Here is a 16,684-nt window from a genome sequence, read left to right as displayed (position 1 = left end):
CGAGACAGCCCAGGTGACTGTTCTAAGCCTCTGCTCAGAGCACGGTGCAAGCCTGGTCGAAAGACAGGCGTGGGTTGCGCTTGAATTCCTTGCTGTGGTCGGCGTAGCCGAGGTTGATCAGGAAGTTGGCGGTCAAGCGGCCGTCGGGGAAGAATTCGGCATTGACCTTGGCGATGTCAAAGCCGCTCATGGGGCCGCAGTCCAGGCCCAGGGCGCGCGCTGCCATGATGAAGTAGGCGCCGCCCAGCGTGCCGTTGCGCGTGGCCGTGTTGGTGGCCAGGGTGGCGTTGCCTTCGAAGTTCTCCTTGGCGCCGGCACCATGCCAGACCTGGGGCATGTGTTCGTAGAACTTGGTGTCGGTGGCCACGATCACGGTCACCGGTGCGAGCATGGTCTTGTCCAGGTTGCCGGGGCTCAGCGCGGGCTTGAGGCGTGCGCGCGATGCAGGCGAGTTCAGGAACACATAACGCGTGGGCTGGGTGTTCATGGACGTCGGCGCCATTTTGGCGAGGTCGTACACCTCCTGCAGCAGCGCCAGCGGCACGGGTTTATCGAGGAAGCCATTGGCCGTGCGGGCATTGAGGAAAAGCTGGTCGAGAGCGCTTTGGTCGATTTTCATGGTGATGGAGGCCTGTGTGAAAGAAGAATTATCCGGCGCCACGGGCGGTGGTGCCGGGAGAAGGTTTATTCGGCCTTGATGCCGATGTCGCGCACCAGCTTGGTCCAACGCTCCACATCGCGCTTGACCAGCGCGCGGGTCTGTGTGGTGTTGAGCGCCAGTGGCTTGCCACCAGCCTTGCGGAAGGTTTCTTGCAGCTCGGGTTGGGCAATCACCTTCGCCAGTTCGCTGCGCAGGCGCTCCTGCACGGCGATCGGGGTCTTGCTAGGCACGAAATAGCCGAACCAGGACTCCAGGTCCAACGGGGCCACGCCACTTTCCAGGATGGTGGGCACATCCGGATGCATGGGGTTGCGCTCGGCGCCCGAGAGGGCCAGGGCCTTGACGGTGCCGGCCTGGACCTGGCCGCGTGCGGTGGAAGAGAGGTCAAAGAACAGGTCCACGCGGCCACCCAGCAAATCCTGATAGGCCGCCTGCGCGCCCTTGTAGGGGATGTGCGTGACGTTCACACCGGCCAGATGCCACAGTGCTGCCGCGAGGACGTGCTGGCCCGAGCCATTGCCGGCCGAGGCGTAGTTGAGCTTGCCCGGGTTGGCGCGGGCGTAGGCCACCACGTCCTGCAGGGAGTTGAACGGCAGGTCCTTGCGCGCCATCAACGTGTAGCTGTAGCTCACGGCCAGACCCACGGGTTCGAAGTCGCGCAGGCTGTCGTAGGACAGCTTGTCGTACAGGCCCATATTGAGTGCGATATTGGAAACCGAGCCCATGAGCAGCGTGTAGCCGTCCGGGTCGGCCTTGGCGGCCGCGTCGGTGCCCACCAGGGTGCCCGAGCCAGGTTTGTTCTCCACCACCACGCTCTGGCCGATCTGCTTGGTGAGGCGCTCACCCAGGGCGCGCGCCACGAAGTCGAAACCTCCGCCGGGAGGCTGTGGCACGATCACGCGCAAAGGACGATTCGGGTAGGCACTCTGCGCCCAGGCCTTGGGTGCCAGCCCCGCCAGGGCGGCGACCGGCAGGGCACACAGGATGTCGCGGCGCTGAAGGCCGGGAATCAGATTCTTGTCCATGTTTGTCTCCTCGTGGTCAGATGCCGGACCTCAGCGCTCGAGTGCGCCGCCGGCCAGCCAGCGCGCACCGCGCTGGTACAACTCGTCCACCACCGGACCTTTGAGCATGGGCATGTCCATCTTCACGGTGTAGCCGATGCGCGTCTGGATGTAGGCCAGGTGGCGGTAGCCCTCGGGGAAGCCGGCCAGGGCCTGCTGGTCGAGCTTGAGCACAGCCGTGGAGTCCACCGGGTCGATGCGGTCCTTCTCATAGATGGGTTGGCGGTGCAACACCTTCCATGCGCCCTGGTGTCTGGTCACGAAGTCGTAGAAGCGGCCGGTACAGACCACGTCGCACAGCACGGGGCCGTTCTCGCCTTCGACCATGCCGCGCTGCGAGATGGTCATCTTGGTCTGGGCGATCGCACGATCCCCCGCGACCTCGATGGCTGAGCCGCCCAGGAAGTGCAGGATGCTCACGCCCTTGGCCCAGCCTTCTTTTGTCACGCGAATGAACTCTGCAAACGGGCCCTGGAACCAGGTGGCCATCATCACGCCCTCCGGGTGCCAGACGGTCGCGAAACGCTCCCAGTCGCCGGCGTCGCGCCAGACGGCCCAACGCTCCACCAGCTGGCGGATCAACAGTTCATCGTTCAAGGAATTGCTCATGGTCTTGCTCGTCGGTTCAATAAAAATCAGGAAACGTCGTAATCCACCTGGTGGCGGGTGATGCGCAGGTCGGCGACTTCGTTCTTCACGCGCAGGTGCTCGGGGTGCGTGCCATAGGCGTCCAGCGCCGCCTGGCTCTCGAATTCCGAATACAGCACCACGTCACAGGCGTAGTCGATGCGGCTGCTGTCCACGCCGATCTCCAGGTGCAGCAGGCCGGGGATACGGCCGCGCAGGCTGTCGAAACTGCGCTGCAGTTGCGAGATCGACCGCAGCTTCTCGGCCGGCGTATCGCCGCGCACGTTCCACATGACGATGTGCTTGATCACTGATCCGCTCCGTTCAGGCCGCCGGCGGGAAGCCGGCCTTCTGCGGCCACAGGTTCACGAAGGCGTGGATGGTCGTGCTGGCGTACAGGCCGGCCCGGGTGAAAGGCTCCTGGGCCAGCCAGGCGTGCGCAGCATCGCGGCTGGGAAAATCAATCACCAGCAGGCTGCCGAGCATGGTCTTGCCATCGTCGTGCGTGAAGGGGCCTGCAAAAGCCATGCGCTCGGCCACGGCGCCCAGGTAGGCCTTGTGCTCGGGACGTACGCGCTGGCGCAATTCCCCGTGCTCGGGCTTGTCGATCAGGATGAAGGCGAACAGCATGTCAGTAGTCCTTTACATATAAGCGAGCCAGGTGGACAGCTTGGGAAAAGCGATCAGCAGCACCAGCACCAGGCACATCATCAGCACGAATGGGAAGCTGCCGGCGAAGATGTCACGGATGTTGATGCGCGGGTCGTTCAGCGCCGATTTCACGGTGTAGACCGAGACACCGAAGGGCGGCGTCAGCAGGCCGATCTCCACCGCCACCACGGTCACCACGCCGAACCAGACCACGTCCATGCCGAAGCTGCGCGCGATGGGCAGCACGATGGGCAGCATGATCAGCATGATGGAAACCGAGTCGATGATGCAGCCCAGTGCCAGCACGATGGCCACATAGGCGGCCAGAAAGCCCCAGGAACCCAGGCCCAGGTGGGTGATGCCTTCGGTCACCGCCGCCGGCATGCCGCTGAGCGCCAGCATACGGCTGTAGACCATGGCCGCGATGATGAGAAAGAGCACCGATACCGACACATACCCCGTTTCCACCAGCACGTTCCACAGCTTGGACCAGCTCAGGCGGCGGCGCGCCAGCGCGATCACCAGCGCGCCGGCCGCTCCCACGGCACCGGCCTCGGTGGGCGTGAACAGACCACCGTACAGCCCCCCAAGCACCAGGACGATGAGCAGCAGGATGGGAAGAAACTTGATGGCGGCACTCACCAGCGTCTCGTGTGACGCCTCGGCCTGGGCCGCGGTCTGGCCTGGCACCAGGATCATGGACGGGCGCAGATAGGCCATGGCGACGATCAGGACCGCAAAACCCGTGGCGAGCACGATGCCGGGGATCACGCCGGCGATGAACATGCGCCCGACCGATTCCTCGGCCAGCACGCCATAGATGATCATCAGCAGCGAAGGCGGGATCAACATGCCCAGCACCGAGGAACCGGCCACCACGCCCACCGAAAAGCGCGGCGTGTAACCGTGGCGGATCATCTCGGGCACGGCCACCTTGGTGAAGACCGAGGCCGAGGCGATGGAAATGCCCGTGATGGCGGCGAACACCGCATTGGCGCCCACCGTGGCCAGACCCAGGCCGCCGCGGATGCGTCGCGTCAGCCACTGGAATACATCGAAGGTGTCGCGCCCCACCCCGGAGACGCTGACCAGCATGCCCATGAGCACGAAAAGCGGAATCACACCGAACAGGTAATCGCGGATGGCGTCATTGGCCGAGGCTGCGACGAAACGCGCCGCCACTTCGGGTGACTTGATGAGCCAGACGCTGAGAAAGGACGTGACGATGAGGCCGACACCGATGTGCATGCCGAAATAGATGGCCGCCAGCATCAGCAGGATGGAGAGTGCGCCGACCTGGAGATCAGACATGCTGCGACTCCTTCAGGTCCTGCCACACCAGCAGCGCGTACTGCACGGCCGCCAGCGCGGCACCCATGACCACGATGGCGCGCATGGGCCAGGTCGGGAAGGTGAAACCGCCTTCCACGCCCAGAAACTCTTGATCGGTCCAGGCGCGCAGGAAGGGTTTCCAGCTGGCGTAGGCGATCACACCGCAGGCAAAGATGCCGGCCGCCGAGAAAAAGGCACGCAGCCGCCGGCCGGCGCGCGGGCGACGCTGGACGTAGGGGTCGATAAACAGATCGGCGCGGGACATGCGGCCATGACGCAGCGTGGCCGGCAGCTGCAGGAAGACGATGATGATGACGCTGGTGGCCACCAGTTCGGCCACGCCTTCGATCGGGTGATTGATCAGGTTGCGCAGCAGCACGTCCGCGCACATCAGCACCATGATGGCGCCAATCACCACCGAGCCGGCGGCATTCAGGCTGTCGACCAGACGGCCGAACCAGCTCGTGGGTGTGGCAGGCCCGGGCCCGGACTCGAGGTCCGTGTTGGCTTCATAACTCATGAGGCATTTCCTTCACGCCACCGCCTTGAGCAGGCGGTGGCAATGTTCGTCGCAGTCGGCAGCAGGAGCCGGGCTCAGAGCTCCTTGTCCCAGTCGCGGACCGGCTTGACACCGCGCTTGCGCAGCTCGTTCATGTAGGTCGTGACTATCTCCTTGGTCGGCCCCTTGGAAGCGTTGTTCTTCACCCAGTCGGCTGCCAGGTTGGGCATGGTCTTGACCCATTTCTCGCGCTCGGCGGCACTGAACTCGCTCAGCGTGACCGGTGGGGACTGCTTGGCCCCCACGTCGACCATGGTCTTGAGCGCGCCCTCGTACCGCTGCATCAGCACCTTGCCCAGCTCCTGCGAGTAGAGCTTGCCAACGTCACGCACGATCAGCTGGACTTCCTTGGGCAGCTTCTCGTAGCTGTCCTTGTTCATGGCCATGCCGCCGATGTAGAGAGCGCCGATGTTCACCTTGGTGATGTAGGGGGCCACTTCATAGATCTTGTTGGGCAGGATGCCGGTGGCAATCGAGACCGTGCCGTCGGACACGCCAGACTGGATGTCGGTGTAATAGCTGGTCAGCGAGCCGTCCACCGGCACCGCGCCCGAATTGCGCAGCCACAGGCCGATGGAGCCCGGCGCCGAGATCTTGCGGCCCTTGAGTTCGTCGTAGCTCTTGATCGGTTGTTTCGTGAAGAGGTGGTAGCTGTCCACCCCCGTGGCGCCCAGGAAGACGGCGTTGTTGCGCTCCCATTCACGCTTGAGCGCGGGCACGGTTTCGTGCATGTTGTTCACGACGTCCAGGATGATGCGCACGTCGTCAGTGGTGAAGGGTGTCACGGTACCGAACTGCGCCAGCGGCATCTTGGCGGCCTCCAGGTTATGGAAGACCCAGCCGATGTCGGTCACGCCCTGCTCCACGCTGGTGAGCGTGGCGTTCATCTTGTAGAGCTGGCCGCCGTAGGCCTCGCGCCATTCGATCTTGTAGCCCTTGTTGAGCTCGGCCACACGCTTGTTCACCTCGGGCACGAAGACCGTGCTCATGAGCCCGACCCAGGGCAGGGCCGTGGGGTGGCTGGACGCGATGGTCAGCTTGAAGGTCTGCTGGGCCTGGGCGGCCATGACGCCGGTGGCCAGCAGCACCGCGCACAGCGCGGACTGGATGATCTGTCGCTTCTGCATAGGGTCTCCTCGGGTGGTTGATGGGGCTGTAGGGCTCTGCGGCCCTATCTCACTTTTCGGGGTTGAGCACGAAGTCGTACTTCAGGCTGTAGCTGCCGTCGGGCTCCTGGACCCAGTCGGCGATCAGGGTGGAACGCACGCCGAACACGACGTCGGAATCAAGGTACTGGTCGTGGTCGCGGAACACATGGGTGATCAGGCGCTCATACCCGGGTGCCTCGATCATGAAATGCAGATGGGCTGGCCGCCAGGGGTGGTTCTTGGTGGCATTCAGCATGGCGCCCACCGGTCCGTCGCTGGGGATGGGGTAGGCCTCGGCCAGGATGGTCTTGAAATGGAAGCGCCCCTGCGCGTCGGCGTGCAGGATGCCGCGCGCCTGGGGATGAGCCAGGTGCTCGTACTGCACGTCGTAGTTGCCTTCAGCATCAGCCTGCCAGACGTTGATCAGCGCATTCGGAATCGGCTCGCCACCCAGGCCCTTGACCGTGCCGCTCACCAGACAGGGTTCGCCCTTGGCACCATTGGCCACGTCGTCGCCCAGCTGGTATTCAGGGGCTTGCTCCAGGAAGAAGGGGCCGAACACCGTGGGCTCGGTGCAGCCCGCCGGCTTGTCGTTGTTCATGGCCACGGTCAGCATGGACAGGCCCAGGGTGTCGGACAGCAGGATGAACTCCTGGCGCGTGTCGCTGCACATCTGGCCGGTGGCGGTCAGGTACTGGATGCCCTTGAACCACTCCTCCTCGGTCAGCCGCACCTCGCGCGCAAAGGCGTGCAGGTGCTGGACCAGACTGGTCATGATCTCCTTGAGGCGCGGGTCGGGCGTCCTGGAAAAGCGCTCGATCACTGCCTGGGTGATGGTGTCCTCGTTGAGGTTGCGCATCTATCGTCTCCTGCGGGTTCTTGCTTATCGGAGCAAATGTAAAAGTCCGCGACAATTTGGGAAAGAGCGCTGCCGCAAATGACTTTTCCGCGCAGCGAAAAAACTGGAGACCGGTTTGGACCGTTTTGCCGAAATTGAGCTGTTCGTCCAGGTGGCCGAAACCGGCAGCCTGAGCCGTGCTGCCGAGGCCCTGGGCCTCTCGAACGCCGCCGCCAGCCGCCACCTGCAGGCGCTGGAGGACCGGCTGGCCGCGCGCCTGGTCGAACGCAACACGCGCCGGCTCTTCCTGACCGACACCGGCCAGGAGTTCTTCAGCCGCGCCAAGACCCTGCTCGCAGACATGAAGGACGCCGAGGACGCCGTCAACGCCAGCACGCTCAATCCCACGGGCACGCTGCGCATCAGCGCCTCGCTGTCCTTCTCCATGCAGCATGTGGCGCCCCTGCTGCGCGCCTACACCGAGCGTTACCCCAACGTCACGGTGCACGTGGAAGCGGCCAACCGCTACCTGGACATCATCGACAACAACATCGACGTGGCCATCCGCACGCGCGAGTTCGAGCCCGACTCCAACATCACCGTCCGCCGCCTGGCGCAGACGCGCCGCATCCTGGTCGCCTCCCCGCGTTATCTGGCCAAACACGGGCGGCCCCGAACGCTGGAAGAACTGGCGCAGCACAAGCTGCTGATCTACACCTACGCCAACAACCCCAGCGAGCTGCGCTTCACGCGCGACGGCCAGACAACGGCATTGCACGTCAAGGGCCTGCTGGAGTCCAACGACGGCCAGATCCTGCGCGCCGCCGCGCTCGACGGCATGGGCATCCTGGTGCAGCCCACCTACATCGTGTACGACGACATGGTGGCCGGTCGTGTGGTGCCCGTGCTGGATGAGTGGGACTTGCCCCGCCTCACCATCAACCTGGCCTACCCCAGCCGCAAGCACCTCTCGGCCAAGGTGCGCACCTTCATCGACTTCATGGCCGAGCACTTCGCGCGCATGAACTACGAGCAGAAGTGGACCGGGCGTTTTGGCGTGAACTGAGATCTGCTGCCAGAATGGCGGCATCGTCCCCAGGGGATGCACACAGCGGGAAAGGAGTGGGAAATGTGGCGAAGATCCGTGGGCCTGCTCTGCCTGTGCCTGGTCGCTTGCGGCGAATCCGGGCGCGAGCCCGTCGTCGGCGCCCCGCCTCTGGCCGCCTCTCCCACGACCCCCAAGGCCCCGGAAGCTGCGGCAGATGCCACCGCCGCGAATGCAGTTTCCGCGGACAGGGGAGCGCCCGCCAGGGAACAGATCATCGACTGGTGGAAAAGGAAGTCGGACGAGGAGATCGAGGTCTTCGACGTCAAGGCCGTCCAGCTGCTCAGCCGTGAAACGGTCTACCTGGCCGGCATCACTCTGGGCGGGCGCGGTAAAAATGCCGAGCCCGGCGCCCTGCTGGTACGCCCCGGGCAGCAGGAAGTCGTCGAGGTCAAGTCCAGCATCGGCCCGGAGTTCCAGGTGCTGGACCTGGACGGTGATGGTGTCTCTGAAATCGTTTCCAGCGTCGCCGGTTTTGCCCAGGGCTCGACCGAGGGCGAGAAATACATCCTTCAGCTGCAAGACGACAAGCCCGTGGTGCTGCACAAGGCGGAGTTCAGCGAGAGCGCCAGAAGCGACAGAAACGGCGGCACGGAGACTGAGAGCATCCGGGTGGAGTGGAAGTTTTCAAGCGAGGGCAATGTCCCTGTGCTGCAGGAATTGATCATGACCAGGGAGAGCCTGTGCCCCGCCAACGGGACATGCCGGGAAAAGACGGAGCAACGCTCCAATACCTATCGCTACCTCAACCGGCAATTCCTCAAGTCGGCCAGCACACCCTGATGACCCAGCCCCTGCGCACCGATGTCCTGATCGCCGGCGGCGGCCCCTGCGGCCTGATGCTGGCCAACGAGCTGGGGCGGCGCAACATCCGCTGCCTGCTGGTCGACCCCAAGCCCGGCACCGCCTTCAACCCGCAGGCCAATGCCACGCAGGCCCGCACCATGGAACATTTCCGGCGCCTGGGTTTTGCGCAGGAGATCCGCAGCATGGGCCTGCCGGCCGACCACCCCACCGACATCGCCTACCTGACACGCTTTGCCGGCACCGAGTTGGCCCGCCTGCGCCTGCCCACCGCAGCCGCTGCGCCGCAGGCCATCAAGGCGATGTCGGGTTCATGGAGCGCCGCCGAGCTGCCGCACCGCGTCTCGCAGAAGTTCGTGGAAGTGCAGCTGCGCGAGCAGGCGCAGCGGCTGCCCTCGGTGGACGTGCGCTACGGCTGGCAGCTCACATCGTTTACCGACACCGGCTCCGGCATCGAGGCCGTGGTGCAGGCCGTTGATGGCGGCGAGCCGGTCGCCGTGCACGCCGCCTACCTCGTGGGCGCCGACGGCGCACGCAGTTTCGTGCGCAAGCAACTGGGCATCGCCTGGGGCGGCGGCACAGGCTTCAAGCGCAAGTTCATGGGCGGCAAGATGCTCGCGGTGTACCTGAAGGCGCCCGACTTCTACGCCCGCAACGCCAACGACCGGGCCTGGATGTATGTGGTGGTCAACCCGCAGCTGCGCGCCTTCATCATGTCGGTCGACGGCGTCAGCGAATTCGCCTTCCACATCCAGATGGCCGACGACGAGGCCACCGAAGCGCTGACCGAGGCCGATGCCCGGCGCCTGTTCGCGCTGGCCTTTGGACAGGACATCGAGATCGAGATCCTGTCCATGGCGACGTGGCTGGCCGGCCACGCCCTGGTGGCCGAGTCCTTCCAGCGCGGCCGCGTCTTGCTGGGCGGCGATGCAGTGCACCTGTTCACACCCACCGGCGGCCTGGGCTACAACACCGCGGTCGAAGACGCCGTCAACCTGGGCTGGAAGCTGGCCGCCGTGCTCAAGGGCCAGGCTGGCGCCGGCCTGCTGGGGAGCTACGAACGCGAACGCCGGCCCCTGGCCATGCGCAACACCGGCTACGCGCGGCAATTTGCGGATTCGATCGGCCTGTACGACGCGGCCCCCGAGCTCGAGGAAGACAGTCCTGCCGGCGCCTTGGCCCGGGCCGCCGCTTCGGAGTACCTGAACGGCCATGTGCGCCGGGAGTTCAACATCCCGGGTGTGACCTTCGGCGGCCGCTACGACGGCAGCCCCATCATCGTGGCGGACGGCACGTCTGCACCACCCGATGCACCGAACACCTACGTGCCCAGTGCCTGTCCGGGCGGGCGGCCGCCGCACGCCTGGCTGGCGGACGGGCGCTCACTCTACGACACGTTCAACTTCGAATGGACGCTGCTGGTGCTGGGCGAGGACGCGCCGGATGCCAGCGGGTTCGAGCACGCATCGCGGCAGGCCGGGCTGGATTTGAAGGTGGTGCGACACACGGCGGCGGAACTGCTTGCTCTCTATGAGGCACCACTGGTGTTGATCCGTCCGGACCAGATCGTGGCCTGGCGCGGACACGAGACCAGCCGGGCCCCCGAAATTTTCGCGCGGGTGATGGGCCGCTCCTGAACGGCCGCCCGGCCCGGTTTCCCTCAACCGGGCCTGCACCGCTGGACGACGCTTGCGTCAGTCACAGCGGTCGAAACACGAACGGCCTCGACATGGCCCGGCCTGCAGTCACCGAAGTGTCGGACCGGTGGGTCTCAACCGGCACGCCACGTCGCTCGCAGAAACTGTGGTTCAGCCCGATTCTCAGGTCATACACATCACGCTGGTGCGGATCCGACAGGACGGCGTAGGCACGGTTGATCAGCGCCTGCCTTTCATTGGCGACGGCAGCGCCGGCGTTCTTGTCGGGGTGATGGTGTTGGGCCAGGCAGCGATAGGCGGCCCGGATCACTTCCGTACTGGCGCGTGGACTCAGCCCCAGGACTTCATACAGTGTGTTTTCGTGTTGCATCGAATTTCCTCCCTCTGCGGACGCGCAAGAACATGAGCGCTCGGGAAATGCTATTTCGACCCGCCGGGGCCCGTCTGTGCGCTAGCGTCCCTTCGCGCCCCAACGCCCCGTGCCGGCCGCCTCGCCCATAAGCTGGGCTTATAGCGGCTCTCGCAAATCGGTATTACCCGATAGAGCGCATCGTTCCTATCATGGCCGCTCACTACAAGAATGAGGAGACGCTGCATGAGCCAAGGAATGGGCCGGCCTGGCCCCGCTGACCAGCCCGCACTGGACGCTCCCCTGCCCTACGGCCCGCCGCTCACGCTGAAGCAGGCCAAGGCCATCCTGCAGGCCGCCGAAGCCGAGGCCGAGCGCCAGCACTGGCCCGTGGCCATCGTGATCGCCGACGCCAGCGGTGACGTGGTGCTCGCGCTCAAGCGCGACCAGACCCAGCACTCCAGCCTGTCCATCGCCACGGGCAAGGCGCTCACCGCCGTCAACTTCCGCCGCCCGACCAAGATGTTCCAGGACGGTATCGCCGCCGGCGGCGAAGGCCTGCGCTTCCTGGCCGTGCCCGGCATCACCCCGCTCGAAGGCGGCTTCCCGCTGGTGCTGGACGGGCAGATCGTCGGCGGCATCGGCGTCTCGGGCGTGCTATCGAGCCAGGACGCCCAGGTCGCGCGCGCCGGCATGGCCGCACTGGCCTGAACCCATTTCCTCATCGACAAGAAACATAACCAGGAGACAGACATGCTGATACAACTCGTGAAAGTGTTGACCCTTGCCTTGCTGGCCGCCGGCCTGCAAGTGCAGGCCCAAGACAAATTCCCCAGCAAACCCATCCGCATCGTCGTGCCCTTCGTGGGCGGCAGCCAGGTGGACATCGTGGCGCGTGAGATTGGCCGTGGCCTGCAGGCCGCCTGGGGCCAGCCTGTGATCATCGACAACCGGCCCGGCGCGGGCGGCACCATCGGCAGCCGCGCCGTGGCAGAAGCCGCTGCCGACGGCCACACGTTGATGTTCACCTCGGCTTCGCACGCCATCAACCCCACGCTGTACAAGAAGCTGCCTTACGACACCTTGAGGGATTTTCGCGGCGTGACTTTCGGCACCAGCGTACCCAACGTGCTGGTGGTGGCGCCTTCGCTGGGCGTGAAGACCGCGCCCGAACTGCTGGCCCTGGTGCGCGCCAAACCCGGCCAGTTCAACTTTGCCTCGGCCGGTGTGGGCAGCGGTACCCACTTCAACGGCGAGATGTTCAAGGCGATGGCCAAGCTGGACATCGTGCACGTGCCCTACAAAGGCACTACGGACGCGCTGGTAGACACCACGGCCGGCCGCTCGGCCTATTACTGGTCCCCCCTGGGCCTGACCCTGCCCTTCATCAAGGACGGCAAGCTCGTCCCGCTGGCCGTGAGCACGGCGCAGCGCGCGCCGCTGATGCCCGAAGTCCCCGTGATCTCGGATTTCGTACCCGGTGTGGTCTATGACCACTGGTACGGCCTGGTCGCGCCCGGCAAGACCCCCAACGCCGTCGTGGAACAGATCTCCACCGAGGTCGGCCGCATCCTGCGTTCCCCCGAGGTCGTCAAGAACTTCACGGCCCAGGGCGTGACACCAGCCCCGACCACGCCCGCGGAGTTCGACAAATTCATCGCCTCGGAGATCGAACGCCTGGGCATGGTGGTCAAGAGTGCGGGCATCCAGCTGGACTGAGCCTGTGCACGGATAGCCTGCATACGGGGGCTATCCCTTACGTAATTCCCCAAATTGCCCCTGTCGCCGATTTGGCAGATAAAACTTCCTTGTACACATCACCCGAAAGAGCCCCATGAACCGAGAAGACGCTGACCTGTCCCGGCGAGACTGCCTGAAGCTGATGGGCGCGGCCGGCCTGGCAGCCAGCGGCGTAACGGCCCAGGCCCAGAGTGGCTGGCCCAACAAGCCCATACGCTGGATCGTTCCCTTCGCGCCCGGCGGCACCTCCAGCATCGTGGCGCGCAGCATCGCCGCGGAACTGACCAAGCAGATGGGCGCCAATTTCGTGATCGACAACAAGGGCGGCGGCGGCGGTGTGCCGGCCATGCAGGAGATGCTGCGCTCGCCGGCCGACGGCTACACCATCGTCATGAGCCACATCGGCCTGATGGCGGTCAACCCGCTGATCTATCCCGATGCCGGCTACGACGTGAACAAGGACTTCGTGCCGGTCACGCTGCTCAACCGCATCCCCAGCCTCTTCTGCGTGCACAAGGACGTGCCCGTGACCGATCTGAAGTCTTTTGTGGCTTATGTGAAATCGCGGCCGGGCCAGGTCAATTACGCCTCGGCTGGCAACGCGAGCGCGGGCCATCTGGCCGTCGAAGCCCTGAAATTGAAAGCGGGGATGTTCATCACCCACATCCCCTACCGCGGCACCGGCCCGGCATTGACGGACGTGCTGGCCGGCCGCATCGAGTTCTTTTCGGCAGGCACGCCGGCGCTGTTGCCGCACATCAAGAGCGGCGCCCTGCGCTGCCTCGCCGTGGGCTCAACGCAGCGCATCGCCGTGCTGCCTGACGTGCCTACCGTGGCCGAAAGTTATCCCGGCTTCGAGACCGTGCAGTGGTACGGCATCCACGCCCGGGCCGGCACACCGCAGGACATCATCACGCGCCTGCAGCAGGAATGCGCCAAGGCCTTGCGTGCACCCGACGTCGTGGCCAAGCACGAAGCGGAAAGCGCCATCCCCGGCGGCGGCCCACCGAAGGAGTACGCCGAGTTCGTTGCCAAGGAGCAGGCCCGCTGGAAAGAGGTGGTGATCAAGGCCGGCATCAAACCGGGTTGAGCATTTCCCGATCCCAAAGAAAAAGCCGCCGGGCTCTTGGAGCCCGGCGGCTTTTTTCATGACCTCAGACCAGGCGCAGGTCCACGACGATGTTGCCGCGGGTGGCATTGGAATAGGGGCAGACCTTGTGGGCGGTGTCCACCAGATCCTGCGCCACGGCGCGGTCCAGGCCCGGCAGGCTCACGGCCAGACGCACGGCGATGCCGAAACCCTGGGGGATCGGGCCGATGTCCACTTCAGCGTCGATCGCAGCGTCGGCCGGAACGGCGACCTTCTTCATGCCGGCCACGTGCTTGACCGCGCCCATGAAACAGGCCGAGTAGCCGGCGGCGAACAGCTGTTCGGGGTTGGTCGCGCCGCCGGCGCCGCCCATGGCCTTGGGCGGCGACAGCTTGACGTCGAGCAGGCCGTCGTCGGTGGTGGCACGGCCTTCGCGGCCGCCGGTGGTGTGGGCTTTGGCGGTGTAGACAACTTTGTCGAGTACGGTGGGCATGGTGAGCTCCTATGGTGGTGGTGAAAAGGGATGAAAAAAGGAGATCAGGCCTGCAGGCGCTCGCGCAGCTGCTGGACCTGGCGGGTCAGGGAAACGAGTTCGGACGGCGCGCACTGCATGGCTTCGAACATGCAGGCGGGAATAGAGGCCGCCCTGGTCTTGAGCTTGCGGCCGGCTGCGGTGAGCTGGATCAGCACCCGGCGCTCGTCGGCCGCGTCACGCAGGCGGCTGACGTAACCCGCGACTTCCAGGCGCTTGAGCAGGGGCGTGAGCGTGCCCGAGTCGAGGTAGAGACGTTCGCCGATCTCGGAGACGGTCAGCCCGTCGCGCTCCCACAGCACCAGCATGGCCACATATTGCGGGTAGGTCAGGCCCAGCGCGTCCAGATGCGGCTTGTAGGCCTTGGACATGGCGTGCGAGGCCGAGTACAGGGCAAAGCAGACCTGGTTGTCCAGCCGCAGGGCCTGGTCGGGAGAGATCGTTTTGCTTGGCATGGGCTGAATTATTTCACGCAATTAAATTGCACGCAATTTAATTGTCACATAACCCCTGCCGGGACAGGGAATAAGGGAAGGGTGGGGTCAGGCCGCGGGGCGCACGCCGTCAAAGGCGTCCTGGAAGAGCTGGCGCAGGGCCGTGCGCTCCAGGGGGCGCGGATTGGGGTACTGGTTCTGCAGGGCGATCTCGCAGGCCTTGTCCAGATCGGCGGCTTTCATGCCGATGTCCCTGAGTGCCACGGGTGCGCCGTTGTTCTTGGCCAGGTCGTAGACGGCCTGGGCAGCTGAGCCACCACCCAGCGCACGGCGTATGCGCGCCATGGCTTGCTGCGCATCCTTGCTGTTGTAGGCCAGGGCATGCGGCAGCACGATGGTATGGGTTTCGGCATGCGGCAGGTTGAAGCTGCCGCCCAGGGTATGGCAGAGCTTGTGGTGCAGGGCCATGCCCACGTGCCCCAGCACCGTGCCGCAGAGCCAGGCGCCGTAGAGCGCGTCGGAGCGCGCGTCCATGTCGCCTGCGTTCTTAACGATGGCCGGCAACGCGCGGCCCAGCGCCGTGATGCCTTCCTCGGCCATCAGGTTCATGATGGGGTTGCTGTCCACCGCATACAGGCCCTCGGCCGCATGCGCGATGGCGTTGATGCCGCTGGTCACACTCAAGCCCACAGGCAGGCTCAGACTGAGCTCGGGGTCATAGATCACGGTGCGCGGCAGTACGCGGATGTCGCGCCCGGTCTTCTTGAGGCCGGACTCGGTGATGCCGTAGATGGGCGTCATCTCCGAGCCCGCATAGGTGGTGGGGATGGCCAGGATGGGCAGGCCCGAATCGAGCGCAATGGCCTTGCCCAGGCCCGTGGTGGAGCCGCCACCGATGGCCACGGCGCAGTCCGCGCCGAGCTTGTGCGCCACCTCGCGGGCCTCCCGCGCAGTCTCCATGGGCACGTGCATGACCGCACGGTCGAACACTCCGGCCGCGCGCGTACCCAACAGGCCCACCACCATCTCGGCCGAGGCCCGTTGCTCGGGCGTGGACAGCACCAGCGCGCGCTTGCATCCCAGGGCATCGATCTCCTGGGCCAGTTGCGAGAGGGACCCCGCGCCGAAGACGACGCGCGCGGGCTGGGCGGTGTAGACGAAGGGGGTCACAGGTATCTCCAGAAGGATCGGCAGGGTCGAGATTACAGCTTCGGGTTCAAGCCGGCGCCGCGCTCGAGCACCTTGATGATGGCCGCGTAGTCGTCCAGGCCATTGCCCTGCACCACGGCGGCGTGCATGAGCTTCTGCGTCATGGCGGTCTGCATCAGGGGCACGTTGCTGGCGGCACCGGCACCGAGGATGAGGTCCAGGTCCTTGATCATCTGCTCCACCGTGAAGGTGGGCGTGAAGTCGCGCTGGCTGAGCTGCGCGGACTTGGCCTTGACGATGGGCGAGGCCACGGCGCTGGCTGTCAGCACCTCCCACATGGCCTGCCAGTCCAGTCCACCTTTGCGCCCCAGGGTCAGGGCTTCAGCCAGCATGGCGCTGGTCTGCGCGATCATGAGGTTCACCACCAGCTTCATCAGCCGCGCCTGCTCGGCCTCGCCCAGGTAGAAGTGGTTGGGGCCCAGGGTCTTGAGCAGCGGCAGCACCTGGTCGTAGGCCGCCCGCGGGCCCGAAGCCATCACCGTGAGCTGTGCGGCCTCGGCCATCTTGTTGTTGCCCGAGACGGTGGTGCGCAGATAGGCCAGGCCTTTGCCCTCCAGCGCCTGCGCCGCGTCGGCCGAAGCCTGCAGCGAGACGGTGCTGGTGTCCACGTAAACGGTGCCGGGCCGTGCAGCGGCGGCCACCTCGCTGGCCACCGTGCGCAGGATCGCATCATGCGGCAAGGAGGAAAAGACGACGTCGGCTGCCGCCATGGCGGCGGCGGCATCGCCCGCCACGGTCAGACCTTGCTCCTGCGCCAGTTCGCGGCGTTCGTCACAGGGGTCGCTGACGGTCAGCGCGTGCCCGGCGGCGGCCAGGTGGCCGGCCATGGGCAGGCCCATCTTGCCTATGCCAGTGAAATGGATCTTCATGGGAAGTCGGTCCG

20 protein-coding genes are annotated in these 16,684 nt (G+C 65.4%); 6 read left to right on the top strand and 14 right to left on the bottom strand.

From position 1 onward, the window contains the following. Nucleotides 1–34: 34 nt before the first annotated feature. The 9 genes from AC07NT_RS01330 to AC07NT_RS01290 all read right to left on the bottom strand — a co-directional run bounded on the left by AC07NT_RS01330 (nt 35) and on the right by AC07NT_RS01290 (nt 6,901). Nucleotides 35–619, bottom strand: a complete 585-nt coding sequence (locus AC07NT_RS01330) for a malonic semialdehyde reductase (RefSeq protein ID WP_498598230.1) — start codon at nt 617–619, stop codon at nt 35–37. A gap of 65 nt (nt 620–684) precedes the next feature. After that, nucleotides 685–1,686 (bottom strand): Bug family tripartite tricarboxylate transporter substrate binding protein, encoded by a 1,002-nt coding sequence (locus AC07NT_RS01325; RefSeq protein ID WP_498598231.1) that lies wholly within the window; start codon nt 1,684–1,686, stop codon nt 685–687. Nucleotides 1,687–1,716: 30 nt separating this feature from the next. Next, nucleotides 1,717–2,334 carry a nuclear transport factor 2 family protein gene (locus tag AC07NT_RS01320; protein ID WP_498598232.1) on the bottom strand — a complete coding sequence of 206 codons (618 nt, stop codon included), beginning with the start codon at nt 2,332–2,334 and terminating at the stop codon, nt 1,717–1,719. Between the two features lie 26 nt (nt 2,335–2,360). Further along, nucleotides 2,361–2,663, bottom strand: a complete 303-nt coding sequence (locus tag AC07NT_RS01315; protein WP_498598233.1) for a Dabb family protein — start codon at nt 2,661–2,663, stop codon at nt 2,361–2,363. A gap of 13 nt (nt 2,664–2,676) precedes the next feature. Beyond that, entirely contained in the window at nt 2,677–2,982 is a 306-nt protein-coding gene (locus tag AC07NT_RS01310; RefSeq protein ID WP_498598234.1) for a YciI family protein, read from the bottom strand. A gap of 12 nt (nt 2,983–2,994) precedes the next feature. Further along, on the bottom strand, nt 2,995–4,314 hold the full coding sequence (locus AC07NT_RS01305; protein WP_498598235.1) for a TRAP transporter large permease: 1,320 nt from the start codon (nt 4,312–4,314) through the stop codon (nt 2,995–2,997). Continuing rightward, nucleotides 4,307–4,855 carry a TRAP transporter small permease subunit gene (locus AC07NT_RS01300; RefSeq protein ID WP_498598236.1) on the bottom strand — a complete coding sequence of 183 codons (549 nt, stop codon included), beginning with the start codon at nt 4,853–4,855 and terminating at the stop codon, nt 4,307–4,309. The genes AC07NT_RS01305 and AC07NT_RS01300 overlap by 8 nt, the downstream gene beginning before the upstream one ends. Nucleotides 4,856–4,929: 74 nt before the next feature. Further along, a complete protein-coding gene (locus AC07NT_RS01295) occupies nt 4,930–6,021 on the bottom strand; it encodes a C4-dicarboxylate TRAP transporter substrate-binding protein (RefSeq protein WP_498598237.1) in 1,092 nt (363 codons plus the stop codon). A gap of 49 nt (nt 6,022–6,070) precedes the next feature. Then, nucleotides 6,071–6,901, bottom strand: coding sequence for an intradiol ring-cleavage dioxygenase (locus tag AC07NT_RS01290; RefSeq protein WP_498598238.1), 831 nt, complete (start codon nt 6,899–6,901; stop codon nt 6,071–6,073). Nucleotides 6,902–7,016: 115 nt separating this feature from the next. Between AC07NT_RS01290 and AC07NT_RS01285 the strand changes: the two genes are divergently transcribed. From AC07NT_RS01285 to AC07NT_RS01275, 3 genes are all read left to right on the top strand, one after another. Continuing rightward, nucleotides 7,017–7,946: a LysR family transcriptional regulator gene (locus tag AC07NT_RS01285; RefSeq protein ID WP_498598239.1), complete on the top strand. Its 930-nt coding sequence runs from the start codon at nt 7,017–7,019 to the stop codon at nt 7,944–7,946. A gap of 63 nt (nt 7,947–8,009) precedes the next feature. After that, nucleotides 8,010–8,768, top strand: a complete 759-nt coding sequence (locus tag AC07NT_RS01280; protein WP_498598240.1) for a hypothetical protein — start codon at nt 8,010–8,012, stop codon at nt 8,766–8,768. Further along, the gene (locus AC07NT_RS01275) at nt 8,768–10,426 is read left to right on the top strand and encodes an FAD-dependent oxidoreductase (RefSeq protein ID WP_498598241.1); all 1,659 of its coding nucleotides are present in this window, start codon (nt 8,768–8,770) and stop codon (nt 10,424–10,426) included. The genes AC07NT_RS01280 and AC07NT_RS01275 overlap by 1 nt, the downstream gene beginning before the upstream one ends. A 61-nt stretch (nt 10,427–10,487) precedes the next feature. Here AC07NT_RS01275 and AC07NT_RS01270 read toward each other — a convergent pair whose 3' ends face one another. Beyond that, nucleotides 10,488–10,817: a J domain-containing protein gene (locus AC07NT_RS01270; RefSeq protein WP_498598242.1), complete on the bottom strand. Its 330-nt coding sequence runs from the start codon at nt 10,815–10,817 to the stop codon at nt 10,488–10,490. A gap of 225 nt (nt 10,818–11,042) precedes the next feature. On the opposite strand from AC07NT_RS01270, the gene AC07NT_RS01265 reads away from it, so the two are divergent. From AC07NT_RS01265 to AC07NT_RS01255, 3 genes are all read left to right on the top strand, one after another. Further along, complete coding sequence (locus AC07NT_RS01265; RefSeq protein WP_498598243.1) at nt 11,043–11,507, top strand: GlcG/HbpS family heme-binding protein; 465 nt, start codon at nt 11,043–11,045, stop codon at nt 11,505–11,507. Nucleotides 11,508–11,549: 42 nt separating this feature from the next. After that, on the top strand, nt 11,550–12,515 hold the full coding sequence (locus AC07NT_RS01260) for a tripartite tricarboxylate transporter substrate binding protein (RefSeq protein WP_498598244.1): 966 nt from the start codon (nt 11,550–11,552) through the stop codon (nt 12,513–12,515). A 115-nt stretch (nt 12,516–12,630) separates the two neighbouring features. Further along, nucleotides 12,631–13,626, top strand: coding sequence for a Bug family tripartite tricarboxylate transporter substrate binding protein (locus tag AC07NT_RS01255; RefSeq protein WP_498598245.1), 996 nt, complete (start codon nt 12,631–12,633; stop codon nt 13,624–13,626). 64 nt (nt 13,627–13,690) lie between these two features. Here the strand turns inward: AC07NT_RS01255 and AC07NT_RS01250 are convergent, their stop codons facing one another. The 4 genes from AC07NT_RS01250 to AC07NT_RS01235 form a co-directional block, all read right to left on the bottom strand. Then, complete coding sequence (locus AC07NT_RS01250; protein WP_493033331.1) at nt 13,691–14,119, bottom strand: organic hydroperoxide resistance protein; 429 nt, start codon at nt 14,117–14,119, stop codon at nt 13,691–13,693. Between the two features lie 44 nt (nt 14,120–14,163). Further along, entirely contained in the window at nt 14,164–14,613 is a 450-nt protein-coding gene (locus AC07NT_RS01245; protein WP_498598246.1) for a MarR family winged helix-turn-helix transcriptional regulator, read from the bottom strand. Between the two features lie 87 nt (nt 14,614–14,700). After that, nucleotides 14,701–15,762: a maleylacetate reductase gene (locus AC07NT_RS01240; RefSeq protein WP_498598247.1), complete on the bottom strand. Its 1,062-nt coding sequence runs from the start codon at nt 15,760–15,762 to the stop codon at nt 14,701–14,703. Nucleotides 15,763–15,794: 32 nt separating this feature from the next. Next, on the bottom strand, nt 15,795–16,670 hold the full coding sequence (locus AC07NT_RS01235; RefSeq protein WP_498598248.1) for an NAD(P)-dependent oxidoreductase: 876 nt from the start codon (nt 16,668–16,670) through the stop codon (nt 15,795–15,797). Nucleotides 16,671–16,684 lie beyond the last annotated feature (14 nt).

This window comes from Hylemonella sp. GW821-FHT10B10 (genome assembly GCF_059415585.1).
This window is presented reverse-complemented; position numbering and strand designations above follow the sequence as displayed.